At 57.9% G+C, this 15,555-nt stretch carries 16 protein-coding genes; 2 read left to right on the top strand and 14 right to left on the bottom strand.

What is annotated here, in order from left to right; genetic code table 11:
* Nucleotide 1 precedes the first annotated feature (1 nt).
* Entirely contained in the window at nucleotides 2-1,081 is a 1,080-nt protein-coding gene (gene sctU, locus ACWKV4_RS05120) for a type III secretion system export apparatus subunit SctU (RefSeq protein WP_483830767.1), read from the top strand.
* 98 nt (nucleotides 1,082-1,179) lie between these two features.
* Here sctU and ACWKV4_RS05115 read toward each other — a convergent pair whose 3' ends face one another.
* The 10 genes from ACWKV4_RS05115 to ACWKV4_RS05070 all read right to left on the bottom strand — a co-directional run bounded on the left by ACWKV4_RS05115 (nucleotide 1,180) and on the right by ACWKV4_RS05070 (nucleotide 7,987).
* On the bottom strand, nucleotides 1,180-1,536 hold the full coding sequence (locus tag ACWKV4_RS05115) for a type III secretion protein HrpV (protein ID WP_483830768.1): 357 nt from the start codon (nucleotides 1,534-1,536) through the stop codon (nucleotides 1,180-1,182).
* Nucleotides 1,537-1,541: 5 nt separating this feature from the next.
* The gene (gene hrpT / locus ACWKV4_RS05110; protein ID WP_483830916.1) at nucleotides 1,542-1,745 is read right to left on the bottom strand and encodes an HrpT family type III secretion system protein; all 204 of its coding nucleotides are present in this window, start codon (nucleotides 1,743-1,745) and stop codon (nucleotides 1,542-1,544) included.
* The gene (gene sctC / locus ACWKV4_RS05105) at nucleotides 1,745-3,844 is read right to left on the bottom strand and encodes a type III secretion system outer membrane ring subunit SctC (protein WP_483830769.1); all 2,100 of its coding nucleotides are present in this window, start codon (nucleotides 3,842-3,844) and stop codon (nucleotides 1,745-1,747) included. The genes hrpT and sctC overlap by 1 nt, the downstream gene beginning before the upstream one ends.
* A gap of 75 nt (nucleotides 3,845-3,919) precedes the next feature.
* Nucleotides 3,920-4,144 (bottom strand): type III secretion protein, encoded by a 225-nt coding sequence (locus ACWKV4_RS05100; RefSeq protein WP_483830770.1) that lies wholly within the window; start codon nucleotides 4,142-4,144, stop codon nucleotides 3,920-3,922.
* Nucleotides 4,145-4,171: 27 nt separating this feature from the next.
* Nucleotides 4,172-4,801, bottom strand: a complete 630-nt coding sequence (gene sctL / locus ACWKV4_RS05095) for a type III secretion system stator protein SctL (RefSeq protein WP_483830771.1) — start codon at nucleotides 4,799-4,801, stop codon at nucleotides 4,172-4,174.
* Nucleotides 4,791-5,228 (bottom strand): type III secretion protein, encoded by a 438-nt coding sequence (locus tag ACWKV4_RS05090; protein WP_483830772.1) that lies wholly within the window; start codon nucleotides 5,226-5,228, stop codon nucleotides 4,791-4,793. Before ACWKV4_RS05090 ends, sctL begins: the two co-directional genes overlap by 11 nt.
* 149 nt (nucleotides 5,229-5,377) lie before the next feature.
* Nucleotides 5,378-6,187 carry a type III secretion system inner membrane ring lipoprotein SctJ gene (gene sctJ / locus ACWKV4_RS05085; RefSeq protein ID WP_483830773.1) on the bottom strand — a complete coding sequence of 270 codons (810 nt, stop codon included), beginning with the start codon at nucleotides 6,185-6,187 and terminating at the stop codon, nucleotides 5,378-5,380.
* 11 nt (nucleotides 6,188-6,198) lie between these two features.
* Nucleotides 6,199-6,564 carry a type III secretion system inner rod subunit SctI gene (gene sctI, locus ACWKV4_RS05080; RefSeq protein ID WP_483830774.1) on the bottom strand — a complete coding sequence of 122 codons (366 nt, stop codon included), beginning with the start codon at nucleotides 6,562-6,564 and terminating at the stop codon, nucleotides 6,199-6,201.
* 32 nt (nucleotides 6,565-6,596) lie between these two features.
* Entirely contained in the window at nucleotides 6,597-7,574 is a 978-nt protein-coding gene (locus ACWKV4_RS05075) for a hypothetical protein (RefSeq protein ID WP_483830775.1), read from the bottom strand.
* Nucleotides 7,575-7,642: 68 nt separating this feature from the next.
* Nucleotides 7,643-7,987 (bottom strand): type III secretion system major pilin HrpA, encoded by a 345-nt coding sequence (locus ACWKV4_RS05070; protein WP_483830776.1) that lies wholly within the window; start codon nucleotides 7,985-7,987, stop codon nucleotides 7,643-7,645.
* Between the two features lie 230 nt (nucleotides 7,988-8,217).
* Here ACWKV4_RS05070 and ACWKV4_RS05065 point away from each other — a divergent pair, with 230 nt between their 5' ends.
* Complete coding sequence (locus tag ACWKV4_RS05065; RefSeq protein WP_483830777.1) at nucleotides 8,218-10,635, top strand: type III effector HrpK domain-containing protein; 2,418 nt, start codon at nucleotides 8,218-8,220, stop codon at nucleotides 10,633-10,635.
* An 8-nt stretch (nucleotides 10,636-10,643) separates the two neighbouring features.
* Here the strand turns inward: ACWKV4_RS05065 and ACWKV4_RS05060 are convergent, their stop codons facing one another.
* The 4 genes from ACWKV4_RS05060 to ACWKV4_RS05045 form a co-directional block, all read right to left on the bottom strand.
* Nucleotides 10,644-11,552: a sigma 54-interacting transcriptional regulator gene (locus ACWKV4_RS05060; protein WP_483830778.1), complete on the bottom strand. Its 909-nt coding sequence runs from the start codon at nucleotides 11,550-11,552 to the stop codon at nucleotides 10,644-10,646.
* 61 nt (nucleotides 11,553-11,613) lie between these two features.
* Entirely contained in the window at nucleotides 11,614-12,534 is a 921-nt protein-coding gene (locus ACWKV4_RS05055) for a sigma 54-interacting transcriptional regulator (RefSeq protein WP_483830779.1), read from the bottom strand.
* Between the two features lie 836 nt (nucleotides 12,535-13,370).
* The gene (locus tag ACWKV4_RS05050; RefSeq protein ID WP_483830780.1) at nucleotides 13,371-14,477 is read right to left on the bottom strand and encodes a transglycosylase SLT domain-containing protein; all 1,107 of its coding nucleotides are present in this window, start codon (nucleotides 14,475-14,477) and stop codon (nucleotides 13,371-13,373) included.
* A 357-nt stretch (nucleotides 14,478-14,834) separates the two neighbouring features.
* Nucleotides 14,835-15,509, bottom strand: coding sequence for an HAD family hydrolase (locus ACWKV4_RS05045; protein ID WP_483830781.1), 675 nt, complete (start codon nucleotides 15,507-15,509; stop codon nucleotides 14,835-14,837).
* Between the last annotated feature and the right edge of the window lie 46 nt (nucleotides 15,510-15,555).

The following is a 15,555-nucleotide window of genomic DNA, read 5'->3' as shown; positions in this document are numbered from 1 at the left end:
CATGGCGGAAAAAACAGAGAAAGCCACACCCAAGCAGATGCGCGACGCTCGGGAAAAAGGCCAGGTCGCGCAGAGCCAGGACTTAAGCAAGTTGCTGGTGCTGATGGTGGTCAGTGAGGTCACCTTGGGTTTGGCCGATCAGAGCATGGCCAAGCTGGAGCATTTGCTGGGTGTTGGCCTGGCGGCCACTGGCAAGTCTTTTAATACCGTGGTGGGCCCTTTGGCCGAAGAAGCCATCACGGTGTTGCTTGGGTTTATTCTGCTGAGCGTAGGGGTGGCGGTGATGATGCGCCTGATCGGCGGCTGGGTACAGATCGGCTTTTTGTTCGCGCCCAAGGCCCTGAAGTTCGACCTTAAGAAAATCGACCCCTTCTCCCATGCCAAACAAATGTTCACCGCCCAGAACCTCACTAACCTGTTGCTGAGCTTGCTCAAGGCCGTGGCCATCTCGGCCACCCTTTACACCGTGGTCAAGCCCGAACTTGGCGCGCTGATCCTGTTGGCCAACTCGGACCTCACTACCTACTGGCACGCATTGCTAGAGTTGTTCCGGCACATTCTGCGCACCGTGCTAGGGTTGCTGCTGGTGATTGGCGGCCTGGACTTCGCCATGCAGAAGTATTTTCACGCCAAAAAGCTGCGCATGAGCCACGAGGACATCAAGAACGAATACAAGCAGTCCGAGGGCGACCCCCACGTTAAAGGTCACCGTAAGCAACTGGCCCACGAGCTGCTGAACCAGGCGCCCTCATCCGCCGCCCCGCCCAAGGCCGTGGAGGATGCTGACATGGTGGTGGTCAACCCTACCCACTATGCCGTTGCCTTGTATTACCGCCCTGGCAAGACCCCGCTGCCGCGTATTCACTGCAAGGGTGAAGATGCACAAGCGCTGGATATGATCCAGCGGGCCAAGGATGCGAAGGTTCCAGTGGTGCAGAGTATCTGGCTGGCCCGTACGCTTTATAAGGTAGCGGCTGGGCGGTATATCCCGAGGTCTACGTTGCTGGCGGTGGCGAATATCTATCAGGTGGTCAAGCAGCTGGACGAAGTGACGGATGAGGTTATTCGGATAGAGGACTAGTTTGGCTGTTGCTTCGAGGGTGAAGGGCGGCTAGTCGTTGGCGTGCATATCCGATGTGCGTGCGGGCGTGACAGGATGCCTGGCTCGCACAGCCGTTCTCACTCCTGCTCAAGCAAATGCTCCAACCCCGCCAACGTCAACTGCGCGACACGGATAGGATCAAGCGCCCGCCCCTCCCTGGGCGGCTCCGGCAGGGCATGCCAAATCACAAAATCTTGCCGGGTATCGAAGAACAAAAAATACTGATCATACCGGTCCACTTCACGAAAGCGCCGCACCAACGCCTGTTTAAGCTGCTCAGGGCTAAGCACCTGGCTTTCTACGTGAAGGGCCATGCCCCAGTGACGATGTTCGCGGCAACTGACAAAGCATACGCCCTTGTCGATCAGCCAAGCCGCGGAGCGTTCCGCCAACACCTGAGTGTAGAAGGCGTGCTTGTCCGCGACTCGTATCATTGCGCTCAATCCTTCAACGGAACCACGGTGTAATCCACCTTAGGGTCCTGGTCATTGAGGCCCTGGCGCATGTCCTGGGGCCACCAGATCACCAACTGGCGATCATTGGAATCCGGCCGTTTGCAGGCATAACCCACGCACCCCTGACGGCCAGCACAGCCAGCCAGGATCAACAACGCGACAGCCACGGCTATACAACGCAGAGGCATCATTGGGCAGTTCTCCGAAGCAGTGATGGGCGGCCTTGAGCCGAGTTCTTCAACGATTGTTGAGGCTGGCGCAGGGCCACGTAGATTTCACTTTCCGCGCCGGGCTGCAACCAGGCACTAGGCCAGGCACCTACGCCCATGACCCAACGGCCACCACAGCGGCTTTCATCAATGCGTAGCGGCTTGGGCGTATCGTTTCTGGCCACCACCACCGCTACACCCCACTCTTTATGGGAGAACCACTGGGAGCGTGAACGATCCAGCACCAGCCCGTTGGCCGGGTCGCAGAGGGTGTCCGGCTCGAACGGCAAGGACGTAGACAAGGTGAAGCCTGCGGGGGACATCCCATTGAGCAATTGGGTAAAGGCCGTGGTGATTTCGCCACGGGTTGGCTGCACAAAACCATCCCGGCGATTGTCGATGCGGTTCATCTGGTCATCGATATCGTGGGGGTTACCGTTTTCCACATAACGGGCCGGGTCCACCTGGTCACCGATCAAGCGTGGAGTAAGGATGAACAGGCGCTCGCGCTGGCTCAACTCACGGCTGCGGGATTGGAACAGCAGCTTGCCGATGTAGGGAATATCTCCCAGCAAAGGTATTTTGTTGATGCGGTCGTTGGCTTCCAGCCCGTGGAACCCGCCGATCACCAACGAACCACGCTCGGCAATAACCGCTTGGGTGCTTACGTTGCCACGGCGCACCGCGGGCTGTTCATCGTTGATCTGGGAGACGTCGATCTGGCCGTCCTCGATGTCCACGATCAACTGCACCTGCGATTTGCCGCCTTTCTCTAATGCCCGGGGTATCACCTGCAAGCTGGTACCGGCGGTGATGGGCGCGATATTGGCCACCCGTTCCGACAGCGCGGTGAGGTATTCGGTACGGCTGAAGTCGATCACCGCCGGCTGGTTTTCCAAGGTCAGGATCGACGGGTTGCCGATGATGGACGCCGAGCCGTTACCTTCCAGCGCACGCAAGTCAGCGGAGAATTTACCCGCGTCCTGAATGAACAAGGTAGAGCTTGCGCCGGCTTCCAAGAGGTTGGCACCGCCGCTCACGCTGCCAGCATTGAAGTTCCAGCGGCTGGCCAACTGAGCCAGCTCATTACGGTCGATGTCCAGGATCACCGCGTCAATCTCGATCACATTGCGAGCGACGTCCAGTTGCTTGATCACCTGTTCATACATAGGCCGACGCTTGGGCAGGTCGTAGATCAACACGGCGTTATTACGCACGTCTGCGCTGACCCGAATCTTCGCCCGGGTGGCGCGTTCGTCCTTGCCCTTGCGACTCGAGCTGCTGCCCAAGACCTGGTCCAGGCCGCTTTCCAAGGCGCCCATGTCGGTATCGTCACCGAAGCCACCGCTGCTAAGCCCCAGCATGCCGCCAACGGAGGTACCCGAAGCCGTACCGGTCGCTACACGCTGCGGGCTTACGCCATTGATAGACTCGCCACGGGACCGGCTTTCCAGCAGCTCTTGGAGGATGCTCGCCACACCCGCGACGTTCAGCTGCTGGTCGCGATAATGGATAGTGCGATCGGCGGCGTTGGCGTACTTGAGCGAGAACACCATCACGTCTTGCTTCTCGGCTTTCTCCTGGGGTTCGACCTTGCGGCTGTAATCACGGATGAAGTCTACATATTTGGCCGGGCCACGGACCAGCACCAGGCCCTCATCGGGCAGTACACCCCAGCCGAAGCGTGGGTCGAGCAGGCCAAGGTCGGTGAGCGCCTGCTGCATGTCGTCCACCGCATCCGATGACACCTCGATGCGGGCAGTGGTTTGGTCTGAAGAGGGGCTCACATACAGGGTGTCGTTGTACACGAACCACTGGAAATGATGTTCCTGGCCGAGGCGGTCGAGGAACGCCTCGGGGCTGGAAGCGCGTACCCGCCCGTCGACTACCGCATCCATCGCCGGCATGTCCAGGGCCATGCCGAACTCCTTGGCGAAGTCACCCAGGGCCGTGTTCAAGCTGGTCTGTCGAGCATCGTAAGCATAGGCGGTGTGCTTCCAACTGTCGGGCACCACCGCCCAGGTTTGCTGGCTGATCAGTAACACTAACCAAGGCAGCCACATTACAGCCTTTCGCATTTAACGCTCCCAGGAGCCGGCATCGAGAATGAAGTGGCAGGGACCCTCCCCGCCACTCCCAGAGCTTACGCGTGGTTACTGAATGCCATCAAGGATGGCTTTGGTGATGCCGTGCTTGGCGCGCAGGGATTCATTTATAAGGGTGTTGGCCATCTGGGTTTTGCGAGAGGCATCGTTGAACGCCATCATGTCTTCCACGGTGCCGCTTTCGCTTGCCTCCAATTCGGCGTGGTCCATGTCCGACTGGGCGTCTTGGTACAGATGGTCGAGGCGGTTTTGCAGGGCTTTGATGCTGAGCATGGCAGGGCTCCTTATTAAGGTTCCCCACTAAGTGGCGTCTAGCAAGGCCTCGGTTCCATGCTCGCTGCCCAGGGCAGCCGGCGCATCGGGGCGAGGGATCGGCAAGCCATCACGCAGGCTCTGCCAATCCAGGTCGAAGGCACCACTGGTGTGACTGAGGGTCAAGGCCAGGGGCGCCATGGCACTGCTCGATTGCACCTCCCAGAACTGCGCGAAGCGACTTTCGGCTACCCACGCCCGCACCACCGGCTCCAGGTCGGGATGGCAAATCAAGGTCGCGGTAGAGGCGATGGGTTGGCTTGCCGCCAGGGCGCGCAATACTGCACGGGTGCGCTCTGGCAGGCCCGCGGCGTCGAGCAGGCGCCCCAAGGCTTCATTGAGCAAGTGTTCAACCGTGCCCAGCGCCTGCTGCCGATACATAGCCCGTTCGTGTTCGAACCCCTGGAGAAATTCGTTGGCGCCTGCCCAGAACGCCCCTATCGCCAGGGTAATCTGGCGTTGAGCTTCTTGCTCGGCGGCAGCCAGAATAGCGGCGGCCTGCCGCTCGGCATGGGCCAGAACGTGTTGCGCCCCCCGCGCGGCGTCCACGTGTTCATGGCGCAGGATCGGCTCCTGCAACACCGGCATGCCTAGCGTCAACGTGCGTTTAGCCAGCATCGGATACCTCCGCGTGCTCAGGTTGATTGGCCGCTACTCGCCACAACACTGCAGGCCATAGGGTTTTGAGCTTGCCTGGCGCAGCGGCGGTCAGCACCCAATCCGCGCCTGGCACCCAGGCGTGAACAGGCACGGGCAGTTCCAGGCGCAGCCTGTGCCAGTACCGCGCCCCTAGCCAGCCACCGAGCAGCACTTCAGCTTCCGGCTCCTGCCCATCGAGCCACAAACCTGGGCGCAACGCCTTGGCCAAGCTGCGGCACCAAGGCTTGTGTTCATCAGTGTGGCCACGGCTTGGCCGCCCTGGGGAGCAGATTTGCTCCACCAAGGCCAGGGCCAAGTGTCGCTGTGCTTGCGGTAGGCCCAGCCAATGCAGCAAATCTGGGTGTGGCGCGGGTGGCTGCGGGGCGTCCATGCCTGCAAAGCGCATAAACACCTCCGGCCGTTGCCGCGCCAGCTGTTCACAATCTGTAAGTGTTAACCCTGTGTGCTCGGCAAACCGGGAACGCCAGCTTCCATGGGCGTGCCCCCAGGCATCGCACCACCACTGCACCCATGCTTGAGTGGAGTCGGCTGACATCACACGCGGCTCGGCAAGTTGGTGCCGCTACCGCGACGTGGTATCACCCGCCCAAGCACCGCGGAGCGCCAGTCAGCCCGCAGCAGCAGTGCAATGATCCCGATCAGCACTACCAGCCCTACCGGGGCTAGCCAGACCATGCGCTTCCAGAAGCCGATCTGCTCGCTATCAATGCGGAATGGGCCCAAGCTTACCCACTGCTGGCTGTCATGAAATTCAGCCGCAGGCACGAACACGATGGAGAATTTGCGTGAATCTGGTGTAGCGCCCCCACTGACCATGCCAGGGATACTACTGGCGACCATTTGCTGAATCCGACCACGTACGCTGTCTGGGTCCAGCGAAGCATTGTGTTTGATAAACACGGCTGCTGACGCCGGCTGCACCGGCTCACCCGGCGCAACCCGTTCAGGCAGTACCACGTGCACGCGGGCAACCACTACGCCGTCTATTTGTGAAAGGGTCGCTTCCAATTCCTGAGACAGCGCATAGATGTACCGCGCGCGCTCTTCCAGCGGGGTAGAAATCACCCCTTCTTTCTTGAAGATTTCACCCAGGCTAGTGCGCGCCCGGCGCGGCAAGCCCGCGGCATCCAGCACCCGCACCGCGCGGTTGATCTGGCCGCTGTCTACCGCGACTACCGCGCCGGTTTTTTCAGTACGTTTATGGGCTTCGATGCTCTGCTCGGCCAGCGACGCGATCACATCGTTGGCGTCCTGCTCGGACAGCCCGCTGAACAGGTCGGTTTGCTGGCCGCAACCGCTCAATAGAACGGTGCATCCCAGTAGCATTGCCATAAGCCATTTCACGAGGCGCGCACCTATTGCAGGTTGGTCAACTTATCGAGGGTCTGGCCGATCTTGTTAACCACCTTGGTGGTCACCGCGGTTTGTAGCGAATACTCCGATAACGAACGGCTCATCTCGGTAAGGTCAGTAGGGTCATCGGCCTGGGTAGCGTGTTTCATATGGCGCATGGCCTGCTGCGAGAGCTTGTCGCTGGACTGCACCCGGTCAGCCAGCGCCCCTGCCAAGGCAGCGGGCAACATGGCTTGTGGCGCGGCGACGCTTGCCACTTGCATGGCAGTAGAGAAGAGGTCGGCGTCCGCCTGTGAAGGCTCATGGACCAAACCCTGATCAAGATCGATATGGGGTTCTTTGAATTTACCAACGTGCGAAATGGTCATGAAGCCTCCAGTAGACGGTGCCGAAAGGTGTATCAGCTCAGTGCGGACGAGGCACCAGTACCTTGCTGCATCATTTGCATCAATGCCTGTACAGCCTGGTTGGCGGTACTGGCCAATCGCTGTTGGTCGCCCGCGCCGCCTTGCTGCTCGCCACCCTCGAGCTTGCTCAGCAAGGTTTCCAGCAGATACGCCAACTGCTTGGCATCAGGGCCACCGGTCGATAGGTCGCCACCCGCGGTCGGGGTGCTGCCACCACCCAAGCCGCCGTTACCGCCCAGGCCGCCCAAACCTTCCCCCAAACCACCTTGGCCACCACCGGCAGAATCGTTACCAATCTTGCCCATCAACATGCCAATGGCCTTATTCACCTGGCTGGTTTCATCACCATTAAGGTGGCTATCACTTTCGGTGCCTCCTTGATTTGTCAACTCTTGCGTCCAAGAGCCGGACTTATCAGGCGGTGGGAACTCACTTGGATTGGCATCCATGAACTTGGCGATTTGGCTCATCAAGTCTTCGGAGCCTTTGGCGATGTCCGATCCACCTTTTCCATCCGACTTGATCGCATTGCCCAGTTGCCCATTAAGGAGCGCCTGGAGCAGTTGCATCAGCAGGTCTTGCACACCACCACCCGCGCCACTGGCGCCACCGGCGCTGTCCGCACCGCCCACGCCACCTTGACCGGCACCGGCGGCCTGCCCCGCGCTAGGGTTTTCACCTAGCAGTTTCTTGATCAACGCCTCCAGCCCTTCTTGCACCTGGTGCTTAGAACCGGTGTTGAACTGGTCTTGCATAGGCATCTGTTCAGCGACCGCCTTGCCCAGAGGCGAATTGTGATCAAGCTTACCGCCACCGGCTTTCATCAGCTGATCTACCAGCGCAGAGAGGATGGCCTTCAAGCCCTGAGGCTGGTCAGCCCCCTTAGTGGACTCGGTCGAAAGCACTCGGCCCATCTGTAGGTCCGAGGTGCCCATGTGCGGGGTGTTGAGTGCGGAAATCGACATATTCATAGGGTCTTGTCCTTCAAGTGGTCGATCTTGCCCTACCTTGAGTAGGGCCAAGGATCAAGCGTGGTGGATCAGTAGCTGATGCCTTTGGCGTTCTGGGCAGTGGCGCTGATCTTCTTGTTGGCGGAGTCTTCACGGCCGGACTGGATGGCGTTAAGCACATCCATTTGCTGCTTGCGCGCGGTTTCCTGGGCTTGCAGACCGATCAGCGCCGCCTGGTTCTTGTCAGACATTTCGCTAGCTTCGCGCTGGGCTTTTACCGCTTCGGTGCTGCCGGTACCCTGAGTCAAAGCTTTTTGGTCGTCGTAGCCGGCCTTGGTTTGATTGACCCCCTGCGAGAACTGGCCGCCGGTGTTGACAATATCCTGCGCGAAACCGGTGAAACCAGTATTAGGGTTATTAACTGGACCTGGCATGATGGTGTTCCTCTAGGACTTTAAGTGGGTACCAACGTCATCGTTTGGTGCCGATAGGTGGCGCGCTTTTCTGTATCGGTTCCATCGCCGCGAGAGAAACTTCAAAACATTTTTCGTCGCAGGGCCTGAAGTGTTCCTACGCGTACCGAGCGCACGCGGCATAAGGGAACCATCCTGTTCCACCCACCACTCAGCAGCTCACTTACAGTTCAACGGACAGGTAGGCTGCTATGCGCGTAACCTCTCAAACGCCTGGCATGGGCGACGTCGCTGACCCCAGCGCTGGTTTCACCGAAAAGCCCTTACTTGGGCAACCCACCGGCGGTAACCTGGCCCCCCGCAACGGATCCGGTGGTATGGTCCAGTTTGGCTGTGTCACCACAACGGACCTGAAAAATGCCCTTCAAGGCCGGGCGGATTCCGCTAACGGGAGCGACACGGCATCCCTGATCAAGCAATTGATCGGCGTGCTGGGGCGCATGCAACCTGCCGCTGGTGCCCAGCCTGGTACACCAGTGAACCAGCCCCAGGGCACGGGCCAAACCACGAGTACCCAACCTCGCGCTCCAGTTACTAACGAAAAACCTGTACCACAGGGCGCCGACCCTTCGTTTCTGGATAATTCAGAATACTCCTCGCCTAAAGAGCTGAAAAAATACGACGCCGTGGTAGCCCATTTACCCCCCGAGCAGCGAGAGCAGGCGGCCAAGGAGCTGAATCGCCCATTGGCCGCGGCGAAAATGGCGGCCAATGGCAGCAAGAACCCTGACGACATCGCACAAGCCAAGCAAGCCAGCGAGTTCATCAAGGCAAACCCTGCTCTTCAACAAGCCCTTGACACCTCTCGCCACGGTGGAACAGCAGACGGTAAGATTTCCAAGAACGATTACAAGTCGTTCATCAAAAACATGGAAAAAGCCGCGGGCGCTGCGTCGAATGACGTAAAGGAGTACCAGAAAAAGAACCCCAACGCCGACCCTCAGTCCTTGGCCATGGTGGGCTCGGCAGCCTTGTTGCGGGCTAACGAACCCTTGGCTAAAGCCGGTGATGCAGATGATAAGAAGGTCGATAAATACATCACCGATAAAGCGCTAGTGGGGATTCAGAAAGACAACCCAGGCCTGTCCTCTGCGCTCAAGCAATCGGCCAAGACCTTCTCAGAGCCGGGCTTTCTGAAGATGCTGGATCAGGGCGGTTTCGAAGGCCAGGACCTGGCGCTACACAACCCCGACAAGAAAATCAGCACCAAGAACATCGACCAATGGATCAAAAAGCAGGCGCCCACCAATGGCGGCGAATTCGCCTCGATGATGAGCGATGCCGCTACGCGCAATGCGGTGGCAAAGGTGGACATCAGCCACCTAAACGAAGATGTATTCAAAAACCCGAACAAGTACAGCGGGGCTGAAAAAGCAGCCGTGATGGTCAAGCTGCAGGAAACCCAGGAGCAAGTGGACGGCGGCGGCAAGCTGCGTAAGGTTGAAAAAACGTCCAAGGCCTTAAGCGAGAAAATCGCCCAATTGCAACAGGACCCAGACGTCAAAGCCTGGATGAACGCCGAGGTACCCAAGCAATCCCAGGCCATGATTGCCAAGGACCCGAACCTGAGCGCCGCTGTTAACCAACGGCTGGACGATATCAAGTCCGGGAAAGCGTTGGAAAAAGACATGAAAGCAGCCGAGGACGAAGCGGCCAACGAAGGCAAAAAACCTGAAGAGGCGGACTACAGTAAGGCACTGGGCAGCATGGACGCCGAGCTGCAACTGCAAGGCGACGTGAACAAGGGCAAGGGTGTACCTGTCAGCAGCACCGCAGTGCTTGAGGGCCGCAAGGACCTGAGAGACAAAATCGATGCGTCTTACAGAGCCAATTTTGTGGACGGCAAGGCCGCGCAAAGCGCGCTGAAAAAAGACCAGAAATCCGATCCTCAAGAAGTGTTGGCCCTGACAGACGCCAAAAAAGCCGCCTACGATTCTGCCCTGGGTGAACAAGCGACCGCTGCGTACCAAGGTGGCTACGCCGAAGCCACTATGTCGGCCTTGCTCACCACGAAAAAGGGCGTGGAGGTACTCAATGAGCTGAAGAAGGCCGGTACGCTACCCAAGGACGCGGACGTTACCAAAATGACGGGTAAACAGATGTATGGCCAGCTCAGGGATAACCTAGATAAACAGACCTCAGGGGTTCAGGGGGGCGCATTCTCCAAGATGGCCACGGCCGGGGGCGGTGTCTATAGTGTGGCGAACCTGTTGAGCGTGAAGAAGATGATGGATAACGGTGACGAGGCCGGAGCAGCCAAAGCCGTTTATGATGGCGTGCGGGGTGCCTCGGCACTGGGCAACCTGGGCTACAACGCAGTTGCTCAAACGGCGGGCAAGGAGGCCTCGGCAGGGCTCGGGCGCATGGCGGCCAGCGCGGTGGCTACCCGCGTCGGGATCATGGTAGGGGCCGAAGCCACAGGCTTGGCGGCCGCCGCGGCCATTGGCGCCGCCGCGGGGCCCATAGGCTGGGCCATCGACGCCGCAATGGCGATCGGCTTTGGTATCAAGGCGATCATCGATGCGGTGAACAAGCACAAGCGTCAGGAAACGTTCGACCATAACGTGGACCCGACCTTGGAACAGTTTGGCATTCCCAAGGCCCACTAAAGCATGGGCTAGAGGTCTAGTTCCTTCATGCGGTGGTAAAGCGTTCGACGCGGTACAGCCAGTTCTCGGCTGACCGCGTCGATGCAATGCTTGTTACGCTTGAGCGACTCCTGAATCAGTACCCGCTCAATTAGCCGCAGCTGCGATTTCAAAGCGGTGCTCGGCCCCTGGGCGCTGGTTTCATCGCCGAGCAACGGCAACTTGAGGACAAAGCGTTTGGCGGCGGATTTAAGCTCGCGAATATTGCCCGGCCAGTCATGGTTGAGCAGCACCTGGCATATGCTGGGGTCGGCCTTTTGCATTGCTACCCCCATGTCTGTACCTATGCGCTCCACCAAGTGGTGAAACAACGGCAGAATACGTTCGCGCTGTTGACGCAGCGGCGGCAGTCTGAGGGTTAGTACGTTAAGGCGAAAATACAGGTCACGGCGAAACGCGCCCTGCTCTACCAGCTCGTCCAGTGATCGCTGGGCCGAGGCGATGACACAGATGTCCAGCGCAACCGGTTCGGTAGACCCCAGGCGCTCCAATACGCGAGACTCCAACACGCGCAGCAGTTTCGCTTGCAGCGCCAAAGGCATGCTGTCGAGTTCGTCCAAATACAGCGTGCCGCCCTGTGCGGCTTCTATATACCCCTTGCGCGAGCGCTCGGCGCCAGTAAAGGCACCGCTAACTACACCAAAGAGTTCGCTTTCGCACAGCGATTCTGGAATGGCGGCGCAGTTCATGGCCACGAATGGCCCCCTGCGCCCAGAGAGGACGTGAATTCGCTGGGCCAAGGTATCCTTGCCTGAGCCTGTTTCACCTGCCACCAGCAAGTCGATACCCAGCTCGGACAAGCTGCGGGCAATCACATCCAAACTCGATGTGCTTTGGCCTAGCGTCAGTTCATCGTCCAGCAAGTCGTACTCGCCCATTGTTCACCTCGATAGGGAAATAACCTCAACGTCAAAATCCCTTTCGTGGCTGGCGATCCGATCAGACGCCCAATTCCTTCATACGGTGGTAGAGGGTGCGCTTGGGTATCTCAAGCTCTTGAATCACCAAGTCTAGGCTGTGCTTATGACGCTTGAGCGCATCTTGGATCAATAACCGCTCAATGACCCTTAGCTGAGACTTCAAGCCCGGTTCAGCCGGCTCGTGGGGCGCCTCCACAGGCCCCCCTCCTAACAATGGGAAGCCCAGCACAAAGCGTTTAGCGGCGGATTTGAGCTCCCGGATATTGCCAGGCCATGCGTGACTCAACAGCACTTGAACAAGCTGGTTATCCAAGGTAGAGACTGGGCGATTCAGCTCGGCCGCCAAGGCATGGGTGAACTGGTCGAACAAGGGCAAGATCCGCTCACGTTGAGTACGCAGCGCAGGCAGCTTCAACGTAACCATGTTCAATCTGAACAGCAGGTCGCGCCTAAAAGCCCCTTGTTCCACCAGTGCATCCAAGGACCGCTGGCTTGAAGCGATGACATGTAGATTAACCGGTACAAACGTGGTCGAGCCAAGCCGTTCCACGCCCCTCACCTCAAGCACACGCAGCAGCTTCGCCTGAAGCGACAGCGGCATGCTGTCGATCTCATCCAGGTAAAGCGTGCCACCGTCGGACGCTTCGATATAACCCTGCCGGGTACGACAGGCGCCCGTGAAGGCGCCACTGGTAGCCCCAAAAAGCTGGCTTTCGGCCAAGGCTTCAGGGATTGCAGCGCAATTGATACCCACGAACGCCCCAGGTCGCCCTGACCGATCGTGGATGTGCTTTGCCAGCGTGTCCTTGCCTGTACCCGTTTCTCCGAAAAGCAGTAAGTCAATATCAAAATTATTAGAGTTAAGAAGACTGGGGTGTATGTTGAGCGAAACCTCTGGATTATCGGTAACAGCTGCAACTATAGCGACTTCGTCTTTCATTGACATCCCTCACCATGCGGGCCGTCGGCAGTGTATAACCGCCTCGCAGAGAACGTCAACAATCCGATCCACATAAAAAATGGTAAAAAATCGAAGTGATGTCATATTGCCTTGATTTATTTAAAACAAGAGATTCAAACGATCATTTGATTTCCTGCCTCTGCCTAATCGGTATGTAAAATCTCTTTAAAAATCGTAAAAAAATTGTAAAAATCCTTTATTTTCAATGGTTTAAAATATTTACCACGTAAAACATTTTATTGCTATGAATTTTTTTTATTCATTTAAATCGGAGCCTCTTATTTTATTATTTTAAACTTATAGGTGTGCACTTAATGTGTTTTTAGAAACCCTCGAACAGTTACCGGCGCGTTTCAACTTGGCTATAACTTGCCAATTAAGTTATCCATAAGCCATTTTGTAGTTTGTGCTAATACCAAACTACAAAAAAAATCAGGGCAGACATTTTGGCGATGCCAACTTAAGTCAAAATTGTGACAACTTGTTTAATATTAGGGTGATGAGGGAAAAATCCTCTATCCCTTTGTATTTATGGGGAAATCCCCTGATTTGGATCCGCCCTGTCTGTGGGCTTGGGGCGTTATTACACCGGTGACACACTGGTGAAACGAGTCGATATGCGCCGCAGTTGCCAATTTCGCAAGGTCAAACATTCCACTAAATGTAACAAGATTCATGAAACCCATAGGCAGGGCATCCAAGGGGTGCTGGCAAACGTTTGCAACCTATTCAAAAATGTAACTCCCAAGACACATTCTTTAAATCTTGGAAAGGCACTGGTTATATCTACAGTACTTTATAGGCCGCTCGTCGCTTCAAGGAACGCCGACCACCGCGATAGCCCTTGTGGATGGCAGCACCGCGCCTGGGTCCAATGGGGCCTCGACAGGTGCATTGAGTGCAGCCACCAGAGGTTGCCGCAACGCTACCGGCACGAGCAAATGGCCTGGCCCTTCTTGGGTGGTGCCCTTCAGATACGCAGGGTTTAGCTGCCTCAAGGTTTTCTCGGGCACGCCAGAAGCCGCTGACAGCTGCTGCAGGTCAACCGGATGAGTCAGGGGGACTTGGATGAAATATGGCTCGTCACGCACGGGCCGTAACCGTACCCCGTGGGCCTGGGGTGCGTTAACGATGATCGAAAGCGCCAGCAGCCTAGGTACGTAGTTCGTGGTCTCCTGTGGCAGGCGCAAGTGCCAGTAGTCTGTAGGTAGCCCCTTGCGGCGATTGGCGTCCATCGCTCGCGCTACCGTGCCCTCCCCTGCGTTGTAGGCCGCCAAGGCCAGCAACCAATCTCCGTCGAACACCGTATGCAGCCGCTGTAAATGATCCATGGCCGCTACCGTCGAGGCCATCACATCTCGGCGCCCGTCATAGCTTGCGGTACGCCGTAATCCTACGTCCGTAGCAGTGGCGGGCATGAACTGCCACAGACCCACCGCTTGGCGCACCGAGACCGCCGTGGGGTTGTACGAACTTTCAATCATTGGCAGCAGTGCCAGCTCCCGGGGCAAGCCCCGGCTGTCAAGGCTTTGCACGATGAAATGCAAGTAAGGGCTTGCTCTGCCACTGGCATTGGAAAGGTAACCTGGATTTGCCACCAGCCATCCTATTTGCTGGTTGATACGGCTATTAGGAGCAGTTTGCTTCCAGAGGCTTGCGTTTCGGCCGATACGGCCCCAAAGGCCCTCGCCCGTGCCCGCCGCGGCCCAGCTCGCGTCCGTGTATGCAGGCTCGTCCAACCGCACGGGTGAAGGTTCGGCAGCGCTCGCCCCGCGCATTGCCAGCCGTGGAGAACGCGCATCCGGCAACTCCACGGGTGCATAGCCCTGACACCCTGCGCATAAGGCGATAGCCAGTGCTAAACCGGCACGGGCTCGGCCAGCCCATTGGGTAGCCCCCAACAGCTGATTGGAAAAGGACATAATCGCGAACACCTTGACGAGAACGACCCTAAGTGGCCGCAAGGTGCAAACGGTTCCTCTTTCCTGCCGCGGCTCAAAGGTGGGGTGCTTCACACAGAAAAAAACGAAAGACGGTGGAACCGACTTTCGCTTGGAACCACACAGGTTAGGCAGGGCACGCATCGCGCCTGTGCGTAAGCCCCGATGGCCCAAACGATGAGCTCCCGTTCCGATACCCCGCGCTCCCGGCCAACCGCGAGGGCATCGCAACAGAGAGCACTGAATTGAATGGCTACCTGGGCTTAACGCGGGCTCTTTGCGTGCATGGCAACGACAGGCTCACCAAGGGCGGTAGCGTTCATGAGCCTTCGGCGCGGATCAAGGCCGTGAAGCGACCTCGTCTAAATGATCAAGCAGGTCTAGCGGGTCTTCATACACACGCAGTGCCCCTGCCCGCTCCAGTTCGCTGATGTCATACCCCCCGGAGAGCAAGCCGATGCCCGTTGCCTTACAGCGCCTGGCAGCCAACATGTCCCAAATGGCATCGCCGATGACCAGGCACTCTTCAATGGGTACGTCCAGTTTGCGCGCGGCGGCCAGAAACAGATCAGGGTCGGGTTTGCCATATTGCACATCATCCCGAGTGACGATGTTGATGTCGTCAATATCCAAGCCGAGGGCCTTAAGGTTGATCTTGGCGGTGGACACCTCGCCGCTGGTGGCGATGCACCATTTCAAGCCTTCCTTGGTCAACTGCTCCAGTAGCTTCACGGCCCCTGGAAGTTCGATGATCTGGCCTTGCAGCGCTTCGTAGGCTTCAGCGTGCTTGGCGCTCAGGCGTTCGGCCTGGGCGTCGTCGATCGTCATGCCCGTTTCGCGACACAGACTTTTGAGCATCAACCCACCGCTCATGCCGATCTTGCGGTGTATGCGCCACATGGCCAGGGGAATCTCCTCGGCATCCAAGGCCTGCTTCCAGGCGGCGACGTTCTGGTAAACGCTGTCGGTGAGTGTGCCATCGAGGTCGAACAGAAATGAGGTTTGCGGGCGCATAAAGGGTTGGCTCTCTCTAGGTGTCGCTGTATCGAAGCTCTTTCGA

The sequence above is a fragment of the Pseudomonas artemisiae genome, assembly GCF_057128685.1.
Note: the sequence above shows the minus strand (reverse complement) of the source record. Positions and strands in the feature narration are given on the sequence as shown.